Genomic DNA, 21936 nt, shown 5'->3' on the forward strand with positions numbered 1-21936 from the left:
TCGGAGGCGCCCGACTCAAAATTTTTCCGTCGGTATCCGGCACTGTTGTGGACTGCAGGGGGTGCCATCTCGATTGCCCTGTTGATGCTGGTGGCGCTCGGTGCGGTGGCTCGATCATCGGGCGATGACACCGCTGAGCGGCGCTCACCGGACGGCACGGTCGCGACGTTCGTCGGCAGCGAAACGTGCGCCGGGTGCCACACGTCCGAGGCGGAGCTGTGGCGCGCATCCCAGCACAAGCATGCCATGGATCATGCGACCGAGAAGACGGTGCTCGGCGACTTCGGGGATGCGACCTTTGATTACGATGGCGTGCGCTCGCGCTTCTTCCGCAAGGACGGAAAGTTCCAGGTCGAGACCGACGGGCCGGACGGCAAGCCCACCGTCTTCGACATCGAATACACGTTCGGCGTCGATCCGCTCCAGCAGTACCTGGTCGCGTTTCCGGACGGCCGGCTGCAGGCGCTCTCGATCGCCTGGGACAGCCGCCCGAAGGAGAAAGGTGGCCAGCGCTGGTTCCATCTCTATCCGGACGAGCACATCCGGCACGACGATGTCCTCCACTGGACCCGGCTGAGCCAGAACTGGAACTTCATGTGCGCCGAGTGCCATTCGACGGGCGTGCGGAAGAACTACGACGCCGCGAACGACCGCTTCGCCACGACCTGGGCGGAGATCAGCGTCGGCTGCGAGGCCTGCCACGGCCGGGGCTCGCGTCACGTGGCCTGGGCGCGCGACCGCCAACGCTGGTGGCCGTTCGGAAAGGCCCAAGATCCAGCCAAAGACCCGGCCAAAGATCCCGCCAAGGGTCTGGTGGTGCGGTTCGACGAACGACGCGGCGTGACATGGCCGATCAACGAGCGGACCGGCAATGCCCAGCGCAGCGTGCCACCGGCGCTGCTGCGCAAGGAGGTCGAGACCTGCGGGCTCTGCCATGCCCGCCGCGGCGCGCTCTCCGAAGACTGGATCCCCGGCCGGTGGCTGTCCGACACGCATGCGGTTTCGCCGATCGCGCGCGGCCTCTACCACGCCGACGGGCAGATGCTCGACGAGGTCTACAACTACGGCTCGTTCAAGCAGAGCAGGATGTTCGCCGCCGGCGTGACCTGCAGCGATTGCCATGATCCGCACAGCGCCAAGCTGCGGTTCCCCGGCGACAACACCTGCCTGCAGTGCCATTCGGCCGACAAATATGCCAATGCCGGCCACAGCGGTCACACGCAGACGAGCCCGCCTCTCGCCTGCGCATCGTGCCACATGCCGGCGCGCACCTACATGGTGGTCGACCCGCGGCATGATCACGGATTCCGCGTTCCGCGGCCGGACCTGTCGGTGACGCTCGGCACGCCCAATGCCTGCAACGACTGCCATGCCGACAAGCCCGCCGCATGGGCCGCCGCCGCGGTCGAGCGCTGGCATGGGCCGGACCGGAAGGGCTTCCAGAGCTTCGGCGAAGCGCTGGACGCGGCCTGGACCGGCAAGGCCAACGCCGCGGCACTCCTCGCGGCCCAAGCCAGGACGAGCGACACCCCCGCAATTGCCCGCGCCAGCCTGCTCGCCGCGCTGGCCTCGCATGTGTCACCGTCAACCATCGATCTGGCGCGAGCCGGGCTCAAGGATGCCGATCCGATGGTGCGGATCGGAGCCATCGACATGCTGGAGAGCGTGCCGGCCGAGCAGGCATGGCCCCTGGTCTCGCCGCTTCTGTCCGATCCGGTCCGCGGCGTTCGCATCAGCGCCGCCGCGCTGCTGGCGGCGGTGCCGAGCACCAGACAGCCGCCGGCCGACCGCGAGCGTTTCGAGCGGGCAGCCGCCGAATTCGTCGCGGCTCAAGCGCTCAATGCCGATCGGCCGGAAGCGCGGACCACCCTCGGCAATTTCCACGCTCGGCAAGGTCGGCTGGCGGACGCGGAAGCGGACTACAAGGCGGCGCTGCGCCTCAGTCCGCACTACGGTCCCGCCGCCGCCAACCTCGCCGATCTCTACCGCGAGCTCAAACGGAACGACGACAGCGAAACGGTGTTGCGGACCGCCCTCGCATCGTCTCCAAGTGACGCGGGCCTGCATCACGCGCTCGGGCTGGCATTGGTCCGTCAGGGCCGACGGGACGAAGCCCTTCCGGAATTGCGCAAGGCTGCCGAACTCGCGCCGGATCAGCAGAGGTACGCGTACGTGTATGCCGTCGGGCTGCATTCCGCCGGTCGTGCCGCCGACGCGATCGTGATCCTCAAGGAGAGCCTCGCGCGGCGTCCGGAGGATCGCGAGACGTTGCAGGCCCTCATCAGCTTCAGCAGCAAGGCGGGCGACGCCGCCGCCGCCCTGGAATATGCCGAGCGGCTGGCCCGGATCACGCCGAACGACCGCGACCTCGCAAGGCTGATCGAGAACCTTCGCCGCGCCACGTCTTCAACCGGCTCCGAGTAGATGCGTCCGATCGCACTGTTGGCTCGGCCGGGATGCGGATCTGGAAGAAATAGGTGGACAACCGCCGCACCAGATAGGTGGGTGCGCGTGCCCGCCCGGCGCGGTGGCGGGGCGGCCGGCGTGGGGGTGGCCTGGGCTTGGGGGGCTGCCGGGCGGGCGCCGCCGCGGGCTACGGTTTGGGATACATTGGAGGATACACGCTTCGACACGGGCCTGCTCGTTGCGGCTTGAAGCGTTGAATCTCAAGGAGAATTTTTTGGGGGGGGGGGACTGGCGGATAGGAAATAAAACTGGCGGAGAGGGAGGCCGCCATGCTCCAGGCTCGGACCGTCGCATCCCGTCTCAGAATAGGTGTCTTCTCAGAGTAGGTTAGCTCTCGCCACGTATTAGCCTGTTGCAACCCGTCGCGGTCTGGCGCATCCTTTTTGGCGGGTAGGAATGGGGGTGCCAGATGCCGCGCGTTGCCAAGGAGCTGTCAGCGCTCGACGTGAAGCGGCTGAGCCACCCCGGCGGTACCGGAAACGTGACCTTCGCGGTTGGGGGCGTGGCCGGGCTCCTCTTGCAGATCACCCCTGCCGGTGGCCGGACCTGGCTCCTCCGCGTCCAGGTCGGCGCGCGGCGGCGCGAAATCGGCCTCGGCGGGTTCCCGGACGTACCGCTCGCCATGGCCCGCGACCGCGCCCGCGAGGCGAAGGAGCTGATCCGCCGCGGGGTCGATCCGGTCGAGCAACGAAAGGCCGCACGCGCCGCGCTCGCCGCGGTCCAGCGGCGAGGACTGACCTTCTCCGATGCGGTCGAGCGCTGTCTCGCTGCCAAGCTCGACGCCTTCCGGAACGAGAAGCACCGGGCGCAATGGCGCTCGACACTCGACACCTACGCCGCGCCGGCCCTCGGCCCCATGCTGGTGAGCGAGATCGGCGTGCATGACGTGCTGCGCGTTCTCGAACCTATCTGGCAGACCAAGACCGAAACGGCTGCGCGGCTGCGCGGTCGTATCGAGGCGGTGTTGGCGTGGGCCACGGTCGCGGGCCATCGCTCGGGCGACAATCCGGCTCGCTGGCGAGGCAACCTTAGGGAGTTGCTTCCCGCGCCGTCGAAGGTCGCCAAGGCGGACAATCACCCAGCCCTTCAGATCGACGACGCGCCGCGATGGTTCGCCGCCCTGCGTCAGCGCGAGGGCGTGGGCAGCCGTGCGCTTGAGTTCGCCGCGCTGACCGCCGCGCGGTCGCAGGAGGTCAGGGGCGCACGCTGGGACGAGATCGACCTTTCTGCCGGCATCTGGACGGTTCCGGCCGCCAGGATGAAGGCCGGCAAGGAGCATCGCGTGCCGCTCTCGCCCGACGCCGTGACGCTTCTGAAGGCGCTGCCGCGGCATGAGGGGTGTGACCTCGTGTTCCCGGCGGCGCGCGGCGGCGAACTGTCCGATATGACGTTGAGCGCGACCATGCGGCGTCTGCACGAGGCCGACCTCGCGGCGGGCGGCCCGGGCTTCGTGGATCGGGCAAGCAAGCGCCCGGCCGTCCCGCACGGGGCGTGCCGCAGCACCTTCCGTGATTGGGTGGCTGAGCGGACGCACTTCCCTGGTGACATGGCCGAGATCGCTCTTGCCCACAAGGTGGCGAACGCGGTCGAAGCCGCCTACCGCCGCGGCGACCAGATCGAGAAGCGGCGGGCCATGATGGCGGCGTGGGCGGACTTCCTCGCCGGCCGGGAGGCCGCGGTCGCGAACGTGGTTCGACTGGAGCGCGGCGTTGCGTAAAACTGGGGAGGTTCAAATTCAGATCACTGCGCGGGAGGCCGACGCTGCCGCCCGGTGGCTCGAAACCGTCGCCATCCCGCACTACGCGGAACAGGGCGGAACTGTCCTGACGGGGCCGCCTGATGATTTGTTGCGCCGCCTGCAACTCATTGCCGATGTGCTCCGCACGAAGGCCGCGCGGAGGCGACGGGCGATCGTGTTCGCCGCGAACGTTCCGCGCGATGGTGCGGTCGCTTTCGTCACCGTCGTCGAGGCGCGGGCTTGGATCGCGCTCGCCCCGCGCCTCGTTCATCGGCTCGCCGGCAAGCTGCGCGCTGCCACCCGCGCGCGGCGGGGCAGGCCCTCGCTGACGCGCGCCGAACGTCTTGACCGGACAGACCGGCGGCACCTCGGCGTCCATGTGGTCGAGCGCCACCGCAAGCGTGTGGTCGCCGACGAGCGGCGCGCCGCCCATCACGAGGCGTGGCGGCGCGGTGTCGTCGAGCGCGGAGAGAGCGTCTTGACCACATCGCTACCGCTTCCCGGAAAATGACCTGAATTAAAGTCACTCCCAGCGTGACTCCGTTTGATCCACCTTCGCCCTCGAAGCAACTGACTTCAACGAGGTGGAGCATGAACAACGGTGAGCGATACCTGTCCGTCAAGCAGCTCGCGGAGCGCCACAGCACTTCCATTGCGACCGTGTGGCGTCGGGCCAGGACTGACGCATCATTCCCCAAGCCCGTTCGGATGTCGCCCGGCTGCACGCGCTGGCGGCTGTCCGATATTGAGCGGTGGGAAGCCGCGCGCGCCGCGTCTGCGGCCTGACGCACACCATGCCGGGGAAAGGAAAACCCCGGCTCGTTTCCAAGCCGGGGCGGGTCATGGTGATCGCGATTGGACGTTGCGACTTTTACACCACGACGCCGCCCGCCGCAACACTGTGAGGGCGACATCATGAAATCCAAAACCATCGGACGCTCTATCCGCATTCCGCTCGACCATCCTGAGATCGACGCGATCGACCTGCGCATGCATGTCTTGGCAGCGACGGGTGAATTGAACGACGCCGAGTTGGGGATGCTCATCAAGCTGTGGCGGAATGCGCGACGGGCGGACAAGTTTCTCGGCCGCGCGCTCCTCGGTGGAGCGCTTCCGGAAACCTCGGTGCGCCCCATGTTCTGGGATGCGGCTGCGCAGTACGAATGCAGCCAGATCGAATGCGCGGCCGGCTTCGTCCTCCGGGTCCGCGAGTGGGTCGAAAAGCTCGAACGGAAATATGGGCTCCCGGCTGACGTCGATCAGATTTAAGGCGCTCCGATGCTCTACAGCTTCGAGGACTACCGGTCGGGCGCGCGCCCGCCGAAGGGGTGGGACTGTGCCGATGCCTGCGATGACGGGTGGACGAAGGATGAGCTTGATACGCTCGTGCGCGAGAACCTGAGGGAGTGGACACCGCCGGGCGCTGGCGGGGATGACACTCCGGCCACGCCACCTGTGGTGCCGGAGCCGGAACCGCCGCCAGTGGCGGAACCGGAGCCGGCTGCGGCCATCCCTGCCGGCAAGAAGAAGCGCAAGGCGGAAGGGGTGAGGCATGAAACATACGTGCCGCCCGGAACGTCGCCCATCTACGTTGTGAAGGGCGAAATTCACCGCGCGGTTGATCGTGCGATGGAGGTTCTTTCAAGCCCGACGCTCGGCATCTACGCGCGTGGCGACGATCTGGTTCGGGCCGTCACCTATGCCACGCCGACCGGCACGTTGACGGTTTCGAAGCAGGGCGAGAACGTGCAGCGGCCGAACGGTTCGGTTGTCATCACGCCGCTTTCCGATGCGGCCCTCGTTGAGGCGCTGACGCGCAACGCGCGCTTTTTTAAATTCGACGGGCGCGCCGACAAGTTCGTTCCATGTGATGCCCCGGCAGAGGTGGCGCGGATGATCCTGGCCGCGAAAGGCCATGGCTGGACCGTGCCGCGCCTCCGGGCGGTGATCAGCGCGCCCACGCTGCGGCACGACGGCACCGTCATCACTGAGCCCGGATATGACGCCGCGACCGGCCTGCTGCTTGTCGGTGATAGCCTGTGGCGGCAAATCCCCGAGAAGCCGTCTAAACGTGACGCAGCCCGGGCGCTTGACGTCCTGGTCGAGCCGATCGACGCCATGCCCTTCGTCGACAACACGGACCGCGCCGCAGCGCTCGCCCTGCTCATCACAGCGGTGATGCGGCCATGCCTCCGGACGGTGCCGATGTTCGCGATCACCGCTCCGACTGCGGGCACAGGAAAAAGCCTCCTGGTAGACGTGGCGGCGATCCTCGCGACTGGCCGCAAGGCAGCGGTGGTCACGCCGACGCCGGACGAAGCGGAGCTTGAAAAGCGCATCGGTGCGGCAGCACTGGCCGGCGATCAGGTGATCAGCATCGACAACGTCACCCACATCCTGCGGAGCGATCAGCTCTGCCAGCTCCTCACACAGGAGGAAGTTCTTGTCCGGGTGCTCGGATCGTCGAAGAACGTCCGCATCCCATCGACGACACTCATTTGCGCAACGGGGAACAACCTTTCTGTTTACGGCGACCTGAACCGGCGAACTGTCCGCATCCGCCTTGACGCCAGAAGTGAGCGCCCGGACGAACGGCGGTTCGATTTCGACGCGACCGCGGTCGCGTTGCGCAAGCGGGCCGATCTGGTCGCCGCCGCCCTGACGGTCGTCCGTGCCTACCTCGTGGCGGGCACGCCGAACCGCGCGACGCCGATGGGTTCATTCGAGGACTGGAGCGACACGGTGCGGTCGGCGCTGTTGTGGCTCGGTGCTGGCGATTGTCGTGGTGACGTCGGTGCGCAGCGCGCCGAAGACCCAGAGAAGGCCGAGTTGGCCGAGATCATCGCCGCCCTGCCGGCCGGCCGGTTCCAGGTCCGCGACGTTGCGCGGCTGGTCGCCGGCAACGAGGAGGCTCGCGAGGTGTTCGAGAGCTTCATCGGGCGCGGCGGCACCTTCGCGTCGAAACGATTCGGTCGGTACTTGGCGCGCTATGCCAAGACGATGATCGGCGGTCGCTGGATTGAGCAGGTGTCGAATGACGGCGCTTTCGGGGCGGTGTGGCAGGTCTGCCGAGAGGCGAGCAGCGACCGCGATTGGTGAGGGTTTCGAGGGTTTCGAGGGTTTCTCCCAACCCCAACGCGGAAAATGTCAGACAGGTATAAACATGCACATGACATTTTACGGGGATGGGCTGCACGAAACCCTAAAAACCCTCGAAACCCTCATTGAAGCACCGATGTTGAGCCCGTCCTTCCCTGCCGGCCTGCTACGGTCGAGCGCCTGGACGTCGGGGATTGGGAGGAAGCGGCCGTCACGGGGCCGGGCCGGCGCGGCCGGGAGACGGTACTATTTCAACCGATCCTGCCGACAGGGCCAAGGCCGTGTCCGCGCAGCTTGCCCCCGACCGCGCCCTGACTATAGGCGAAATCGTCGGCAGGTTACAGGCTGCTTCGCCTCTCAGGATGTAAGGGCTGGCGCGGGCAGATCGCGTTCGGGCCGGGCGGTAGCATTCCTGCCGACGCCGACGCGGCGGGTCCGTCTGCGCAGGCTTCACCCGGCCCTAGGGCCGCCGTCACCGCATGCAATTTAGCTGATGCGGCAAGCGCCATCAATGACGCGCCACCGGCCGGCTGCACATGGCATCGCCGGCCGGGTCGTGTGCTGCCATCACGCGGCGCGCGCCTGCGGTATCTCCGCCTCGATCGCATCGGCGATGGCATCGGCCAGCGCGCGGGCCGCAGCCAGGGCCTTGCCGAGCGCGGAGCTCGGCGCGCCCGCGCCGATCTGGTCTTCAAGGGCGGCGATGATTTCGAGCGCCTGGAATTCGAGGGCGATCGGGTTGATGTCGTCCGGCCGCGCCGTTTTACGATTGCTTTTGGCCATGTCCGTCGTCCTTTTTCGCTGTGCCCGCAGGGCATCAATCGGTGACAGACGGATTATGCACGCGCGCGGCATTGCGCACAAGCCATTGAAAACGCAACATGTTTTGCGATTATCCCAACATGTTGCGCTATTCGCAACACCTCCTCAGTTCACCGGGCCGGGCGGCCGATCTTCCATCGCTCCGGCGATGCGCATCGCGGGGATGAGAAGGCGCATCGCCATGTCCTGGAGCCAAGGCGCGAGCGGAACACCAGTGCCGTGGTCGGCGGGGTTCGTCGCGGCGACCTGCAATGCGCTGTAGGTCAGAGAAATGAGGTCGGTCAGCTTTTCCTTGCCGAGCGCCGCGCCTTCCACCGCGGACATCAGCCGGCGCGTGAACGCCGCTTCACCCTCCGGCCCGGACTTCACGAGCGTGATGGCCTGGAGCATGTCGTTTCTCATGGCCTCAACGTGCCGATCGTCAATCATTTCGCCACCCCCTGCTTGATCTCGGGCACGATCATGCCATCGATCAGCCATCGCCAGTAGGGCAAACTGGCATAGGGCACGAGGCGGCGGGCCGACGAAATATCGCTTTCGCTGATCGCGCCTTCCTTGCCCTCGGCGCGACGCGTCAAATTCTCGAAGCCCAACGACATCAGCCCGACGACGTCGGTCGCGGTGCCGAACGACGGCCCGAGGAACGTTCCGACCTTCGATCTCACCGAAAATCGGCTGGCCGGCTGGCGCTGGCTGGCATTGGGGAACAGCTTCGCCGCGCCCGTGTAGAGGCCGGGAGCGCCGATCTTCTCCAGGGCATTGTTGATCTCAAAGGCGACGGAGAAGATGCCGGAGCGGTCCAGGCCTTCAGCGACCCACGTTCCGGGGTTGTTGGAAATCTCGCGCCCGCTTTCGATCTGCTTGAGCGCGTAGATGAACGCGCCGATCGCCGTCATGCCGACCACGCCGCCGACGAATCGCGTCGTGTCCTCCTGAAGGCCACGGATCAAGACGCGCTGGTTTGACGCGATGGCGAACGACTTGAATTGCATGATAGTGCGGCCGACCGGCGTGGACATGAACAGCGGCACGTCGCCCGCGCCCTTGGTGACGATAATCGAATCCACGTCCTTGTTTATCGCCGCGCGGTAGGCGCGCCGCACCACGGCCGCCGCAGGATCGTCGCCCCACGCCTCGCTGTTCGCGACGCGCACGCCGTCCAGGGTCTCGCCGTGCTGCTGGAACAGCCGGCCCAGCGCCTCGGCGCGCTCCTGGCCGATGCCGAGGAAGCCCATATAGGCCCGCTCCTTGGCCGGAAGCGCACCGAACCCCTTTGCCGCTGCGACCTCGGCGTTCTTCAGGATGCGGTTCTGCACCATGGTCGCGGCAATGCCCTTCTGGAAATCGTTCCAGTGCAGCAACCCGGTCAACTTGGTGAAGCCCGACGCGGCGTTGGTGAGAAACCGTTCGAACGGCGAGTTCATCGCGTACGGGTCGGTGATCTCGGCGAGCGTCGCGAGGCGCGAGGCCAGCCACCGCTCGCTGATCGCGCCGGCAAGCTTCGCTTCCTGCCGGCTCATCTTCACCGCCTTCACGTTGCGGATCAGCGGGCCAAGACCGTCCTGCATGTAGGAGGTCAGGCCATGCACCATGGCCGGACGAACAGCGTCGGTGAGCGACGACATGAGGACGCCGCCAAGTGCGGTCATGTAGTTGAGCGTTCCGGCCGCGCTCAGCGTCCGCGCCCATCCGGTGTGCTGAATTTCCGGCCGATAGTTGCCGCGCAGCATGTCGCGCACGGCTTCAATGTCACGGATGTCGGCGCGCTCGCGGGCGTTGATGGCCTTGAGCTGCTTGGCGCGCTCGGCCGGCAGCAGGTCCGGGTTGGCCTCGATCGCTTGCCGCAGCTCGCCGTACTCGGCCCGGATGCTCTCGATTGGGCCCTTCAGGTCGGGGGAGCCGAACCGCTCGGCAAGCTCGATGTCCGCGGCCATGATGCGCGCGTAGCGCCGGCCGACGAACTCGGCGTCGCTGTCCAGGAACTTTTCAACCAGACGGTCAGGAATGTTGAACGTGCGCTCCTTGAGCGGCCCGCGGCTCGTGACCACAAGGCCGGCGGGAACGTCGCCGTCGATCGCGCGGCCCGTCACCTTGGCGAAGATGTCGTCGACGATCTCATCAAGGTACGCCTCGCGGTCGGCGTCGCTGACGAAGTCGAACCGGCCGCGCTGCTGGGCCTCGCCGATCCTGCCCTCAAGCTGGGCGATGCGGCCCCGGTCCATGTCGGACAGCACGGCGTTGACGGTGTGGGCCACGTTCTTCAGCGCCTCGGACGTGCCGAACAGCGGTCGCGAGAAATCGACGCCGATGCGGTCGAGCGCGGCAAGCACCTGATCGAACTGGTCGGCGGCGTGAGCCGCCTCCTGGTCGGCGAGGCGCACCACCCGGTTGCCCCTCAGGTCGGCGTCGAGCGCGTCCAGGAAGTCGCGGATCGACGGCCGCTCGCCCACGGCCTCGGCCGTGCTGCCGGCGCGGACCCGGCCGCCGCCATTGAAAAAACCCTCTTGCCACGCCCGCGTCACGAGGTCGTCGAGCGTGTCGCCGCCAGCCGGGTTGGCGGTGCCCCGGCGTGACTTGCGCACGAAGCCCGGAATGCGCCGCGCCTCGGGCCAGATCGCCGCGATCTCGCCGCCGGGATCGTAGATGCCGCCGCGCTGGCGCTTCATCCAGCCCGACAGGCTCTCCGGCGGCCTCGGCCGCTCGCCGGAGGTGAAGCGGCGCACGAGGTTGACGATCGCGGCTTCGTCGAAATCATCCGCCCCGATCTCGCCGGTTTCGATGCGACGCCGGGTGTTCTCCTCGCGCCGCAAAATACCGATCTCGATGTCGGTCTTCTCGCGGCTGAGGTTCATAACGCGGCGGTCAAGCCGCGCGGTCTCGGCCGCCGTCGCCTTGTCGAGTTCGCCGGTCAGCCATGTGCGCACGATCTGGCGGAATTCGCCTTCGTTGGCCTCGATCGCGTGACGGTTCCAGAACCTCGTGAAGTAGCTCTCGGCCGTTGAAACGTTGACGTCTTCGGGGAGGAGGCCGGCAGTGATGGCGCGCTGTTTCAGCGGCTCGATGACGTTCGACCGCCACGCCTGCGCCGCTTCGGACGCGCCGGGCACGTCACTCTGGTCGCCGCGCCGCATCGCCGCGCCGATCGCCTTGCGGAACTCGTCGCGCGTCATCACCAGCCCGCCCTTGCGCGCCGTGAGGTAGGCCGCCTCCTGCGCCTCAAGCGCCTGGACCGCGGCCCCGCGGGTCCACTCGTGCATCGCGGTCTCGGCAGCGGTGTCGCCCGCGCCCGCGAGGTTTTTTCGGAGGTAGACGGGGTTCTCCATCAGCTGCGACGCGATGCTGCGTACCGTCGCGGACGGGCTTTGCAGCGTGCGCAAGACCGGGTTGAGCTGGGCCGTTGCGGCGGCGACCTTGGAGGCGGCGCGGCCCGCGATGCTGAGGTCGTCGAGTGTGTCGGCCGGGGCCGCCGCGGCACCTGCGCTCTGCGGCGAGGCTGTCATTCCAGCCAGCTCCTTGTGCAGCTCGTCAGTCGCAGCGTCGAAGTCCGGCCGCATCGCGTTGTTCATGACGTCGGTGGCGCGCCGGGCCTCGACGTGGCTCATGACGCCGCCGACGCCGGCCCCGAGCAAGCCGCCGAGGATCGCCGAGCCGCCGATGTTGATTGCGGTTTCGCCCGCGGTGCGCAGCTCCTGGGTGGCTTGGAGGCCGGCTTCTTGAACTGCCGTCGCTGCCGCTGCGGCCGTGCCGACGCTCGCCGCGCTCTTGCCAAGCGCATAGCCGGCGCGCCCGCCCTTCACCAGCGCGCCGCCCGGCAGCAGGAACGTCGGGTCGAGCACGGATGCCGCCGCGGTCAGGCCGAACCCGGTCCAGCCCGACGCCGCGAGAACCTTCCGGTCGCGCGTTTCGCGGTCGATGTCGGCCTTGAGCGCCTTCGCGGCGTCAGCGTTGAACACATGCTCGAAGCGGTCGGCGTGGTCCTCGTAGCCGGCGAGGTCGTTGAACACATTGTAGCCGCGATCGATGCGGTTGAAGCTGCCGTTCAGCGTGGCGCGCAGCCGCTCCGACGACACGATGGAGCCGATCAGGTTCTCTTGACGGAAGGCTGCGCCGGCCGTTTGGAGGGTGCCGGGCTCGGGCGTCGGCAGTCCGTTTAAACGGTCGGGCGTCTGGTCGAGCGGGCTGCTTTCGTCGAACGGCATTATCAGTTCCCCCGCGGCTCGGGCGTGGTTGTCAGGAACGGCACCTTCGCGGCGTCAATGTCACGGTCGCTTGCCGCTTCGGCCCAGCGCATGTTGCGGTCGCGCCGCTGTTCGTGCTCGGCCCGGCGTGCCGCGGCGATCTCGTCTTTCTTCGGCGCGACCGCGAAGAACGGCAGGTGATATTGCTCGAACATTCCGTCGAACTGGCGGTAGAAAACCCGGTATCGCGCCGGCCGGCCAGCGGCGACGTCCTGGTCGGTCATGGTGTCGGACTGAAGGAAAGCTTCATCCGCCGACACGCCGGCCGCCTTGAGCGCGTCCATGAGCTGCTGCCGCACATAGCCGTGTGTGCCGTCGAGGCCGGCAGGGTATGTGACCTCGGGCGGCAGGCGCGTTATGGTGCCGGGGCCGGTCAGCGTGAATTCCGAAACGCCATAGCGCCGTTTGAACCGATCGGCGGCCAGCGCCTTGGCGGTGTCCATGTTTCCGGCCGCGTCGAACACGCTGTGCTCCAGCATGTCGCGATATTCGGCGACCATCGCCGCGGTCTGGGCGGGCGTCTCGCCGAGCTTGGGATCGAACCGGAACAGCCCGCGGTCGAAGATGTCGCGCACCTGGTCCTCTGTGGCCTGATCGTCGATCGCCTTCTTGACGGCGTCGCTCTTCATCAGTGCGTCGCGCTCGCGCCTCTTCTCCGGGTCGCGTGCGTCGATGATCTGTTGAGCCGCGGCCTCGCGCGACAGCCCGACCTTGGTGGTGAGATGGGCGAACGTCACCGCGGCGTCGCGGACCTCGTGCCCGCCCTCCCTGCGGCCAAGCGCGGCCGGATCGATCAGCATCAGCCTGCCGGCCATCTCGGCGGCGTTGGCGACCGCGGCAATCGACTTGCCCGCCAGATCGCCGCGGATCGCGTTCACGACGGGCTGCGGCACGACGCCGCTCTGCCGCACCAGCTCGCCGAGCACCGCGGGAACCTGTTCCTTGTCGACCGCGGCCGACAGGGTTTGCCAAACACTGTCGGCCAGCTGCTTGCCGTTGGTGTCGTACGGGTCGATGACGAGCTGCCCGGCCTGAAACGCCGCGATGGCCTGCCGCGTCTCCTGCCCCTCGCCGAATTTGCGGGCGTGCTCGTTCAGCAGCGCCGCCTTGTCGCCGTTGTCGATCATCGGATCGGCCAGGATTTCGTCACGGGTCAGCGCCGCGTCCTCTGAGGCGATCCGCAGCTTGTAGTCATCGACTGCCGCGAGGCGTTGGGCCTTGAGTTGCGCGGCCTCCCTGGCCTCAGCCTGCGCGACGCCGGTAGTTGCGGCATCGAACAGCCGCGCGCCGTAGTTCTCTGGCAGCTCGGCCAGCACCTTCGCGATGCGCGGCGATACCGCGACCCGCGGCGACAGGGCCGGGCCAGACGCACCGTCTCCGGTCGGGATGAATTGCAGCTGCGTGTTGGAGAAGGGCTGCTTGGCGAGGGCGTCCGGCGTCATGCCGTGAGCCACCGCGATGTCGAACCGCCCTTCGGGTGCATCGGTGAACGCGCTGCCGGTGTCGCGCACCACGGCCGGCACGTCGCGCAGCGTGCGGCGCTGGCCGTCCGACCCGACGAACGTGATTTCGGGGATGACGTAGCGCCGGCCCTCGAATTTCGGATTTCCGGCAATGGTGATGTCCGGCACCAGCCCGGCCGCGTAGTCCTCAAGGGTCGAGACGCGCCGTTCGCGCATGTCGACAGAGCCGCCTTCCTGCCCGCCGCCGCCCGGTCCATACGCCGTCGCGGTGCCGCTGACGCTCGTGCCGCCGCGCGCGCCCTTCGGCTCGATGTGCCACGGCTCGCCGGCAACGGGGAGTGCCAGGCCAAAGCGGTCGGCATTGTCGCGCACCCAATCCCGCACCTGTTGAGGCGCGGCGTCGAGGCGCTGGCCGTTCCATGTCAGGTCGACGGCCTGCCCGGACTGGTGATGCGAGCGGCCGGGCAGCGCCACCATCTTGGTCAGGCCGGCAGAGCGCAGACGGTCGCCCCACTTCGCGCCGGCCGCCTCCGGGCCGAGCGCCGCAACGTCGGCGCGCCACGCCGCCCGGTCGACCTCACCGAACCCGTACCGCCCCATGTTCTCGCCGACGATGCCGGCCTGCCGCGCGGCATCGCGGAACCCAGAGGAGATGCGCAGGCCGTCGCGGATGTCGGGCGGTGCGTCCTGGATCATGGAGGAGAGGCTTGCCGCGAAGGCACCGTCGAGGCCCGCAACGTGGGAAGCGTCCTTGCCACCGGTGAGGCGGCTGGTCAGGAAGTCGCGCGCGCTCTTGTGCGTGGCGACGGCGTCGCTGGTCACGGCGTGGCTGGCGATCGGAAGGACGGTCTTCAGCGCTTCGGCGTGGTCGGTCGGGATCATCGCCGTGCGGTTCTTGGTCAGGTACTCAAGCGCCGCAACGGGGTCGTCGTTCGCGATCTGCGCCGCGGTCTGCTTGTGGGTGTCGGAGATGAAGGTCTGCTGCTCGGCCCGCAGCCGCTCTGCCGGCCAGCCGAGCTTCGCGCCAAGACCATCAATTTCGGAGAGACCAGCGGCCAACATCGTCTGCGCCTTCACCGGGTCGCCGTAGTTCTTGATGGCCTCAAGCTTGAAATTCTCCGCGCCGCTCTGTGCTTCTTGAATGACGAAGGTCTTCAGCGCTTTCCCGCGGTGCTGCATTGCGGAGCGAAGAGCTTCCGTCTCCATGGGTTGGACGGACTTTACGAACAGCTCCGACTGTGATGGCGTCAGACCTTCGGCATGCTGCCGCTTGAGTTGTTCAAGCCCGCTCTGGTAGTCGCGAAAGCCATCGATCGCGGCCTGACCGTCCTTGGTGAGATAGCCGTTTTCGCCGTAGTCGAGGGCATCCCTGGCTTGCATGTACGCGTTGCGGCGGGAGCGAGCGACCGTCTCGTCTTCGAGGTGCTGGACGCGCGCCATCGCCTCGGCGGCATCCATCATGCCTTTGCCAAGGGTCTGCATTCCCTTTCCGAGGCCAGCACCGAAAGCGTCCGGAGACGCCGTGGTGTTGTCGCGGAACGTGCCGCCCGGCTCAAGCGCGGGGCTCCTGATCGTGTCCTGGTATTCCGGAACTTGCGGCATGATTTGACCTCAGTAGAGCGTTCCGATCTTCGTCGGATTGCGAAGACCCGTGTAGCTGTCGCCGTACTTGGAGAGGCCGTACGCCTGACCCGCCCCGGTCAGGACCGTTCCGGCCGCGCTCAACATGCCCGACGTGCGGCTGTTGTCGGCCTCCATGTCGTACAGCGCCGCCTTGTTGCGGTAGGAGGCCGCCTGATTTCGAACGTCATCGGAATTGCGATAGGCGTTGGTGCGGATCGTCATCGCATCGATCTCGCCTTGCGTGGCCGTGTCGACGATCAGGTCGAGCGGCGACCCAAACGTGATGTCGAGGCCGTTTGCCGCCATCCCGGCGGTCTGCTTGCCGATCAGGCGCTGCGTCGCGGCCCGCTGCTTTCGCTCTTCATCCGCGCCGGCTTCGAGCACGCGACGGGCATGCATATCGGCGAGGCGCGCGTTCTCGCGCTGGACTGAGGCATTGTAGCTCGACGCCGCGGCCGAGGCGTTGGCCGACTGCATCTGGCCCGCCACTCCGGCGACGGTCGATCCGACCGCAAGTGCTGCCATGACCGTACACATTGTTCAGCTCATTAGTTCAAACGGAAGGAAGCGCGTCCCGCGGTGCTCGATCGGAGCGCCGAATTCGGCCCCGAGCCAGCGCAGCCACCGCTTGGAAACGGCGTTGTCGTCGGAGACGAAGTTGCGCAGCACGGAATAGCGGGACAGCAGCTTGCGCAGCCACTCGACGGACTGACGAAGGAAGAGGCGGAAATGCCGGTCCACCGCGTCGGTGCCGAGCAGCCAGACGCAACCGATGCCGGAGGCGGCGTCCATGTCGCCGACGCCGAACATGATCTCCGGTCGACCGTCGACCAACGCCGTGAAACACGCCGACGACTTGGACAGCCCGAAGCGCAGCGCATCTGCCGGCGACAGGCCGGACGCGGCGCGAACCTCGGCAACGTCGGCGCTCCGCATGCGTTGCGCGATGGCGGGGATGTGCGCCGGCTCGGCCGGGACGATTTCGAGACGAACGCCGCTCCCTGGTCGGCCGGCGGCGTGCGTTCTCCGGGTCGTGTCCACCGGCATTTTCCCACCTCCGCGAACTGCCATCGTTGCGGCAGACGATGGCACGGGCATGGTTTGCGGCGGTGTTAGCTTTTGTTAGCTCCGGTTTTGGTCGGAAACCTACCCCGCGCTAACACGGGGCATGCTGACCTCTAAGCAACAGCGCTTCTGCGCAGAGTATTTGATCGACTTGAACGCGACAAAGGCCGCGATCCGCGCCGGCTACTCCGCACGCACGGCGAATCCCCAAGGCCCCCGTCTCCTCGGAAACCCTGAAATCCAGGCGGCAATTGTTGCGGCGATGGCGGAGCGCTGCGAACAGACAAAGATCGACGCGAGTTGGCTGCTCAAGCGGCTTGTCGCTGAGGCCGAAGCCGACCTTGCTGACCTCTATGATGAGAACAACAGGCTGCGCCCCATTGAGGAATGGCCGCCGATCTGGCGTCAGGGCCTCGTTGCCGGCGTCGAGGTCGAGGAACTGTTCGAGGGCCGCGGCGAGGATCGCAGGCAGGTCGGAGTGGTCCGCAAGGTCAGGCTCTCCGATCGCGTGAAGCGGATCGAGCTGATCGGCAAGCACATCGACGTGTCGGCGTTCCAGGAGAACGTGAACCTGACGGGCGTGGATGACCTCGCCGGCCGGCTGTCCAGGGCGTCGCAGCGGCTCGCCGAACTCGACACGCCCGACGTGCTGGACCTCGACGCCGACGAGGTCGACGACGCCGAGGAACCCGCAACGCCGACGCCCAGGCCTCCGGCCTCTGCCGGCCGTGCTGCGCCCGTCGCCGCCGCGCCTGCCGTCCAGCCTCCGCCAGCGCCGCCGCCATCGCCGCCGCCGTATCGGCCCATGCTGCCAGCGTCGGGACCGGCCGACTGGCGGCCGTCGTGGGGTGACGCGCCCGGCGTCGTCACTCAAGCCGACTTTGATCCAACCGACGATCTGTGAGGGCCAGCGCCTATGAACGATTTCCTGCACCACATTTCTCTGCTCTCGGCCGCCTCTGCCACCAGCTCAGGCGTCCCGTGTCAGCGCTCCGGCCGGTACTGCTTCAGCGTCGCCGGCACGTTCGGTGGCGCGACGGTCGGCCTCCAGATGCTCGGTCCGGACGGCGCGACGTGGATCAGCGTCGAGGACGACAGCGGGGCCATCGCGATCACGAGCGCAAGGGCGCGGCTGGTCTACCTGCCGGCTGGGACGTTCCGGGCCACCATCACGGGCGGCGACGGCGTGTCGCTGCACGCGCGTCTTGATCGGGTGATCGACTGAAGAAAGGGAAGACCATGACGTTGAAAGAACAGGCCGAAGCGCTGGTCGCGCTGTGCGGCCAGCTCGACGCCAAGCGGGCGCAAGCACTCGACTTGGTCGAGCAAATTCGCGCGGCCGACGCCGAACTCTGGAAGGCCACTGGTTCGCCCGGCCGCGTGCCGGTCGGGCTCCAGAACGCCATCGCCAGGACCGCGACCGAATACATCGCCGACCCGTCGCACCGGGTGGTGCGCCTCGCCGACGCGGCCCGCACCGCCTATGCCGAAGTGCTGAGAGGGTGACGCGATGAACGCCAATATCCCCACCTCCGGCGAGGTTCGTGCCAAGCTGGGCGCGCTCAATGATCTGAAAAATAGGCTGGACAAGGAGGCGTTCGACCTCGCGCTCTCGGCCGTATCCGGCGAGGCCGCCGCGGTGTCGAGGATCGCGGAAATTCGTGCGCAGATTGCCGGCCTGGATCAGGATCACGCAGTGCTGCGGCAGGCGGCTATCGCGGCCGAACGACACGAGGCGGCACAGCGCGAGCAGACCGACGAGGCCAAGCGGAAGGCCGCCCTGCGTCGCGCCGAGGCCGCGGCGAAGGCGCTGATCGGCGAGTGCGCTCGGGTCGATGCGGCGATTGCCACAGTCGTTTCGAGCATCGGCGCGATTGGCCACCTGCAACTTGATCTGCGGTCGACGCTTAGGGCGGCCGGGATCGATGATGCCGCTGGGCCGTCGATGTTAGATGTCGCGAGCAATCTGCTGCACGCGAAACTCAAGGGCGTGTTCGTGTCTGACGATCGCCCGGTCGGCGAACGCGCCGCGCTGATCTTCGAGAAGTTCACGAGGCTGCTGCCGGAGGATGGCGAATGACCGACGCCGCTCACGTGTTGTTCCCGAACGACGCGCCGGCCGCCAAGGCTGCGACAGGGCCGGCAGGGAAGGACGGGCCGGGCCAGGGCGACGCCAAGCCGCCTGCGCCTGCTGCCGGCGATCCTGAGCCCGATGCCGCGCGGTCGATCTTCAGGGACGAGCCCGATGCCGACGATGCCGCTGCGCGCGACGTAACGGACACGTTCGGCAGCTTTGCCATCTCGGCTGCGAACGATGGCGACATGGAGCGTTGCCACGCGCTCCAGGCCGCGGGCGAAACGCTGCTCGCTGACGTGCGCGAGGCCGGCGGGCTGGCCTCCGATCTCGCCGAGGCTCTGGGCTACGTGAAGGCTGCGGCCGACCGCTTCGCGCCCGCGACCGAGGAGGAGAACCAGGCCGGCATGGCGAAGGCCCTTGCCACCCTCCAGGCCGAGCGGACCGACCACGCCGCGCTCGAAGGCGATCTCGCCGCGGCGCGCCGGCTGATTGTCGAGATGGACCGGCGAACTCCGGGGCTGATCGAACAGCTTGAACTCACCGGGGCCGGGAACGATCCTCGGTTGATCAAGGCCGCCATCAAGGAGGCGCGCCGCCGGGGGCTCTGATGCCGCGCCGACCGCCTCTGACCGAATGCCCGTGCTGCAAAACAAAACTCGACGAACCGATAGATGTCGAGGTGCTTGCTCTGCACGCCGGCCTTACCGAAGATGAAGAAGCCGTGCTGTTCGCGCTGATCGAAGAGCGCGGACGTTGGCTCAATGGGGAGAAGATCGCGGATGTAATCTACGCCGATGATCCGAACGGCGGGCCAGACCAATGGGCAAAACAGCAAGCCGCGGTGAGGAATGTTATGTCGGGCCTGAGGCAGAAACTTCCCGGCACCCGGCTTTACGTCGAACACCTCAACCAACGGGGCTGGGTCGTCCGCCTCGCGCCCACCGGCTTCTCAGGATGGCGCGGGGCTTGAGGCCGGCGGCGGGTCGGGCCGGCGAATGGTGCGAATCGTCGCATCCAGTAGCGCCCAAGCGCAAATGGCATGGCGGGCTGGTTGGCGGGTAGGCTCAGAGAATTTTGAAATTCGCCAGTAATTTCAAGGGCGTCTGGCGGAGAGGGGGGGATTCGAACCCCCGATACGGTTACCCGTATGCCGCATTTCGAGTGCGGTGCTTTCAACCGCTCAGCCACCTCTCCGCGAGCCGAGCCAAATCGGGGTGGAGCCCCTCTCGAGCGGTGGCGGACCATACCCAAGCCGTTTGCGCGGGGCAAGCGGGCTGTCGATGAGAAACCTCCAGAAAAAGAGCGTGTTGCGGAATCAAAGGAAACGCCGCAAAAAACAATATATAGTACATCAATGTCATAATTATCCACTATATATTGATTTTTCGGAGTGGAGGCCTCAATTCTGCAACAGCCTCCAAAGGCGGCGGATATTGTTTCATGCCCATTCCCGTCTGTCCGGCGGCGCGTCCAGCCCGGCCCCGTCCGCCCCGGCGGCACCAATACCAACGGCCGCGACAGCGGACCGTTGGTCCCGATCGCGGGTTTTCGCGAAATCTTTGATTTTCCAAAATAAAATCCGCGAGGGCCAACGACCCAACGCGTCAGCGTCCGGGGCCGTTGGTCCAAGGCGCAATCCGGCCCGAACGCATCGGATCGGGTGCTCCAAGCCATTTAGCTGTCGCATTTTTTCTCGCAGATCCGCTATCCACCCCTGCGGAACATGCCCAAGATGCGTGACCGGCCGCGGCCGCTCTGGCAAGTTGGCGCGAGCTTGAGCGGCGGGATTCGGGAGACTCGGAGATGTTCGACGCCATCGCCTTCGCCGGCGGCGGCAATCGCTGCTACTGGCAGGGTGGATTCTGGGACGCCGCGCGCGAGGACCTCGGCCTTGCGCCGCGGCTGGTGGTCGGCGCCAGTGCCGGCGCCTGGCAGGCGGCCTATTCCCTTCTCGGCCTGATCGGCGAGGTGCGGCCGACGGTGATCTCGGCCTGCGGCCCGCACCTTGCCAATTTCGACTGGCGCCGCCGCTCCGGCTCGCCGACCTGGTTTCCGGTCGCCGGGCTCTATCGCGAGCTGGTGACGCGCACGCTCAGGGGCGACGCGCTCGCCCGCATCAATGCGCTCACCGACTTCCGAATCGCCCTCGCCCGCCCGCCCCGCTGGCTGCCGGCGCAGGCCGCGCCCTGGCTGGGGCTCGCCGCCTACCAGATCGAGAAGCGGCTGTTCGCGCCCGTGCATCCGCGCTTCGGCCGCGCCCTCGGCTTCGAGCCGGAATTCGTGCCGGCGCGGACGATGCGCACCACGGCCGAGCTGATCGACGCGCTGATGGCCACCGCCACCGTGCCGCCGATCATGCCGATCCTGCGCATCGGCGGCCGAATCGCGCTCGATGGCGGCCTCGTCGACAATGTGCCGGTCGAGCCCCTGGCAGAGATCGAGCGGGCCGGCGGCCGCACGCTGGTGCTGCTGACCCGCCGCTATGACGCGCTTCCCGAGGTGCCCGGCCGCCTTTATGTCGAGCCGTCCGAGCCGATCCCGGTGCATCAGTTCGATATCACCGACCCCGAGGGCATCCGGGCCGCGTTCGCGCTCGGCCAGCGCGATGGCGCCGCCTTCGCCAAGGCGCAGCGGGTCAGTGCCAGCGGCGCTCGGCGTTCCGCCACTGATCCAGGGGCATGACGTCCGGCGGCTGGCCGTTGGGGTGCGGCCAGGAATCGACCACCCAGGGCCGGCCGCTCGCGCGCTCCACCATCACCGCGGTCTGGTGCGGGTAGCGCAGGTCGAACAGGAAGCCGCGCGAGGCCGGACCATCCGGCACGTGGAACTTCAGCAGGCCGAGATCGGCGAGCAGGACCAGATAGCTCGTGGTGTTGGTCGACTCGTCGATACAGTCGAGTTGGCCCTTCTCCGGCGTCATCGGGTCGAGGCCGCCGCGGTCGCGCCCGGTGCCGGCGGCCGGCGCCACCTTGCGTTCGAGCAGAGCGATCGCCCGGGCAACCGCTGCGCGCTCGGCCGGCGCACTGCCGGCGCCGGCGAACAGCCGCCTCAGATCGGCGATATCTCCCGCGCCCAGCCGCACCACCGTCCGCTCGGCGCAGCCGAAATCGTGGCACACCACCACCCGCCCCGCCTGGGGCTCGGCCACGGACTTGGTCGCCAGATAGCTCACCGCCTCGTCACGGCCGGCCAATGCCGGCCCGGCCAGCCACAGGCTCGCGCCCGCAAGGAACACTCCGATCCACCGCATATGATATCCTAGCGTGCATTCCGCGTCCGGCTGAAGGCCCTTCGCGGGTTTGTCCCCCGACATTGACCGGCGCGGCCCACGCACCCATAAGACCG

At 67.5% G+C, this 21936-nt stretch carries 19 protein-coding genes and 1 tRNA gene; 12 read left to right on the forward strand and 8 right to left on the reverse strand.

From position 1 onward, the window contains the following. Window positions 1-84 precede the first annotated feature (84 nt). The 5 genes from BLTE_RS07520 (at window position 85) to BLTE_RS07545 (ending at window position 7303) form a co-directional block, all read left to right on the forward strand. Window positions 85-2424 carry a tetratricopeptide repeat protein gene (locus BLTE_RS07520; protein WP_244600149.1) on the forward strand — a complete coding sequence of 780 codons (2340 nt, stop codon included), beginning with the start codon at window positions 85-87 and terminating at the stop codon, window positions 2422-2424. A 451-nt stretch (window positions 2425-2875) separates the two neighbouring features. After that, the gene (locus tag BLTE_RS07525) at window positions 2876-4183 is read left to right on the forward strand and encodes a tyrosine-type recombinase/integrase (protein ID WP_126399002.1); all 1308 of its coding nucleotides are present in this window, start codon (window positions 2876-2878) and stop codon (window positions 4181-4183) included. After that, window positions 4176-4715, forward strand: coding sequence for a hypothetical protein (locus tag BLTE_RS07530; RefSeq protein WP_126399004.1), 540 nt, complete (start codon window positions 4176-4178; stop codon window positions 4713-4715). Before BLTE_RS07525 ends, BLTE_RS07530 begins: the two co-directional genes overlap by 8 nt. 404 nt (window positions 4716-5119) lie before the next feature. Beyond that, window positions 5120-5473, forward strand: coding sequence for a hypothetical protein (locus tag BLTE_RS07540; protein ID WP_126399008.1), 354 nt, complete (start codon window positions 5120-5122; stop codon window positions 5471-5473). Between the two features lie 9 nt (window positions 5474-5482). Then, window positions 5483-7303: a hypothetical protein gene (locus BLTE_RS07545; RefSeq protein ID WP_126399011.1), complete on the forward strand. Its 1821-nt coding sequence runs from the start codon at window positions 5483-5485 to the stop codon at window positions 7301-7303. Between the two features lie 567 nt (window positions 7304-7870). On the opposite strand, the gene BLTE_RS07550 is transcribed toward BLTE_RS07545, so the two are convergent. The 6 genes from BLTE_RS07550 to BLTE_RS07575 all read right to left on the reverse strand — a co-directional run bounded on the left by BLTE_RS07550 (window position 7871) and on the right by BLTE_RS07575 (window position 16496). Then, window positions 7871-8086 carry a hypothetical protein gene (locus tag BLTE_RS07550; protein ID WP_126399013.1) on the reverse strand — a complete coding sequence of 72 codons (216 nt, stop codon included), beginning with the start codon at window positions 8084-8086 and terminating at the stop codon, window positions 7871-7873. Window positions 8087-8230: 144 nt separating this feature from the next. Beyond that, window positions 8231-8515 carry a hypothetical protein gene (locus BLTE_RS07555; protein WP_126399015.1) on the reverse strand — a complete coding sequence of 95 codons (285 nt, stop codon included), beginning with the start codon at window positions 8513-8515 and terminating at the stop codon, window positions 8231-8233. Between the two features lie 35 nt (window positions 8516-8550). Further along, complete coding sequence (locus tag BLTE_RS07560; RefSeq protein WP_145988184.1) at window positions 8551-12324, reverse strand: hypothetical protein; 3774 nt, start codon at window positions 12322-12324, stop codon at window positions 8551-8553. Between the two features lie 2 nt (window positions 12325-12326). Continuing rightward, entirely contained in the window at window positions 12327-15428 is a 3102-nt protein-coding gene (locus BLTE_RS07565; protein ID WP_126399018.1) for a M15 family metallopeptidase, read from the reverse strand. A gap of 9 nt (window positions 15429-15437) precedes the next feature. After that, a complete protein-coding gene (locus tag BLTE_RS07570) occupies window positions 15438-15974 on the reverse strand; it encodes a virion core protein, T7 gp14 family (RefSeq protein WP_174769528.1) in 537 nt (178 codons plus the stop codon). 15 nt (window positions 15975-15989) lie between these two features. Next, the gene (locus BLTE_RS07575) at window positions 15990-16496 is read right to left on the reverse strand and encodes a phage protein Gp13 family protein (protein ID WP_126399020.1); all 507 of its coding nucleotides are present in this window, start codon (window positions 16494-16496) and stop codon (window positions 15990-15992) included. A gap of 121 nt (window positions 16497-16617) precedes the next feature. Here BLTE_RS07575 and BLTE_RS18325 point away from each other — a divergent pair, with 121 nt between their 5' ends. Genes BLTE_RS18325 through BLTE_RS07605 form a run of 6 tightly spaced genes read left to right on the forward strand, consistent with a single transcriptional unit; the run spans window position 16618 to window position 19561 of the window. Beyond that, window positions 16618-17418: a terminase small subunit gene (locus BLTE_RS18325; RefSeq protein WP_126399022.1), complete on the forward strand. Its 801-nt coding sequence runs from the start codon at window positions 16618-16620 to the stop codon at window positions 17416-17418. A gap of 12 nt (window positions 17419-17430) precedes the next feature. Next, window positions 17431-17739, forward strand: coding sequence for a hypothetical protein (locus BLTE_RS07585; RefSeq protein WP_126399024.1), 309 nt, complete (start codon window positions 17431-17433; stop codon window positions 17737-17739). Window positions 17740-17753: 14 nt separating this feature from the next. Then, a complete protein-coding gene (locus BLTE_RS07590; RefSeq protein ID WP_126399026.1) occupies window positions 17754-18020 on the forward strand; it encodes a hypothetical protein in 267 nt (88 codons plus the stop codon). A 4-nt stretch (window positions 18021-18024) separates the two neighbouring features. Beyond that, on the forward strand, window positions 18025-18594 hold the full coding sequence (locus BLTE_RS07595; RefSeq protein WP_126399028.1) for a hypothetical protein: 570 nt from the start codon (window positions 18025-18027) through the stop codon (window positions 18592-18594). Continuing rightward, window positions 18591-19199, forward strand: coding sequence for a hypothetical protein (locus BLTE_RS07600; protein WP_126399030.1), 609 nt, complete (start codon window positions 18591-18593; stop codon window positions 19197-19199). Before BLTE_RS07595 ends, BLTE_RS07600 begins: the two co-directional genes overlap by 4 nt. Then, window positions 19199-19561: a helix-turn-helix domain-containing protein gene (locus BLTE_RS07605; RefSeq protein WP_126399032.1), complete on the forward strand. Its 363-nt coding sequence runs from the start codon at window positions 19199-19201 to the stop codon at window positions 19559-19561. The genes BLTE_RS07600 and BLTE_RS07605 overlap by 1 nt, the downstream gene beginning before the upstream one ends. Before the next feature lie 134 nt (window positions 19562-19695). On the opposite strand, the gene BLTE_RS07610 is transcribed toward BLTE_RS07605, so the two are convergent. Then, a tRNA-Ser gene (locus BLTE_RS07610) sits at window positions 19696-19785 on the reverse strand. A 609-nt stretch (window positions 19786-20394) separates the two neighbouring features. Between BLTE_RS07610 and BLTE_RS07615 the strand changes: the two genes are divergently transcribed. Next, a complete protein-coding gene (locus BLTE_RS07615) occupies window positions 20395-21273 on the forward strand; it encodes a patatin-like phospholipase family protein (RefSeq protein WP_126399034.1) in 879 nt (292 codons plus the stop codon). Here BLTE_RS07615 and BLTE_RS07620 read toward each other — a convergent pair. Further along, window positions 21227-21841: a hypothetical protein gene (locus tag BLTE_RS07620; RefSeq protein WP_126399036.1), complete on the reverse strand. Its 615-nt coding sequence runs from the start codon at window positions 21839-21841 to the stop codon at window positions 21227-21229. The two genes, BLTE_RS07615 and BLTE_RS07620, sit on opposite strands and share 47 nt — an antisense overlap. Between the last annotated feature and the right edge of the window lie 95 nt (window positions 21842-21936).

The sequence above is a fragment of the Blastochloris tepida genome, assembly GCF_003966715.1.
Classification (GTDB): Bacteria; Pseudomonadota; Alphaproteobacteria; order Rhizobiales; family Xanthobacteraceae; genus Blastochloris; species Blastochloris tepida.

Bases quoted from the DNA above. Each gene is read 5' to 3' on its own strand.
- BLTE_RS07520 (WP_244600149.1), top strand. From the start codon at position 85: ATGCTGGTGGCGCTCGGTGCGGTGGCTCGATCATCGGGCGATGACACC.
- BLTE_RS07525 (WP_126399002.1), top strand. From the start codon at position 2,876: ATGCCGCGCGTTGCCAAGGAGCTGTCAGCGCTCGACGTGAAGCGGCTG.
- BLTE_RS07540 (WP_126399008.1), top strand. From the start codon at position 5,120: ATGAAATCCAAAACCATCGGACGCTCTATCCGCATTCCGCTCGACCAT.
- BLTE_RS07545 (WP_126399011.1), top strand. From the start codon at position 5,483: ATGCTCTACAGCTTCGAGGACTACCGGTCGGGCGCGCGCCCGCCGAAG.
- BLTE_RS07550 (WP_126399013.1), bottom strand. From the start codon at position 8,086: ATGGCCAAAAGCAATCGTAAAACGGCGCGGCCGGACGACATCAACCCG.
- BLTE_RS07555 (WP_126399015.1), bottom strand. From the start codon at position 8,515: ATGCTCCAGGCCATCACGCTCGTGAAGTCCGGGCCGGAGGGTGAAGCG.
- BLTE_RS07560 (WP_145988184.1), bottom strand. From the start codon at position 12,324: ATGCCGTTCGACGAAAGCAGCCCGCTCGACCAGACGCCCGACCGTTTA.
- BLTE_RS07565 (WP_126399018.1), bottom strand. From the start codon at position 15,428: ATGCCGCAAGTTCCGGAATACCAGGACACGATCAGGAGCCCCGCGCTT.
- BLTE_RS07570 (WP_174769528.1), bottom strand. From the start codon at position 15,974: ATGGCAGCACTTGCGGTCGGATCGACCGTCGCCGGAGTGGCGGGCCAG.
- BLTE_RS07575 (WP_126399020.1), bottom strand. From the start codon at position 16,496: ATGCCGGTGGACACGACCCGGAGAACGCACGCCGCCGGCCGACCAGGG.
- BLTE_RS18325 (WP_126399022.1), top strand. From the start codon at position 16,618: ATGCTGACCTCTAAGCAACAGCGCTTCTGCGCAGAGTATTTGATCGAC.
- BLTE_RS07585 (WP_126399024.1), top strand. From the start codon at position 17,431: ATGAACGATTTCCTGCACCACATTTCTCTGCTCTCGGCCGCCTCTGCC.
- BLTE_RS07590 (WP_126399026.1), top strand. From the start codon at position 17,754: ATGACGTTGAAAGAACAGGCCGAAGCGCTGGTCGCGCTGTGCGGCCAG.
- BLTE_RS07595 (WP_126399028.1), top strand. From the start codon at position 18,025: ATGAACGCCAATATCCCCACCTCCGGCGAGGTTCGTGCCAAGCTGGGC.
- BLTE_RS07600 (WP_126399030.1), top strand. From the start codon at position 18,591: ATGACCGACGCCGCTCACGTGTTGTTCCCGAACGACGCGCCGGCCGCC.
- BLTE_RS07605 (WP_126399032.1), top strand. From the start codon at position 19,199: ATGCCGCGCCGACCGCCTCTGACCGAATGCCCGTGCTGCAAAACAAAA.
- BLTE_RS07615 (WP_126399034.1), top strand. From the start codon at position 20,395: ATGTTCGACGCCATCGCCTTCGCCGGCGGCGGCAATCGCTGCTACTGG.
- BLTE_RS07620 (WP_126399036.1), bottom strand. From the start codon at position 21,841: ATGCGGTGGATCGGAGTGTTCCTTGCGGGCGCGAGCCTGTGGCTGGCC.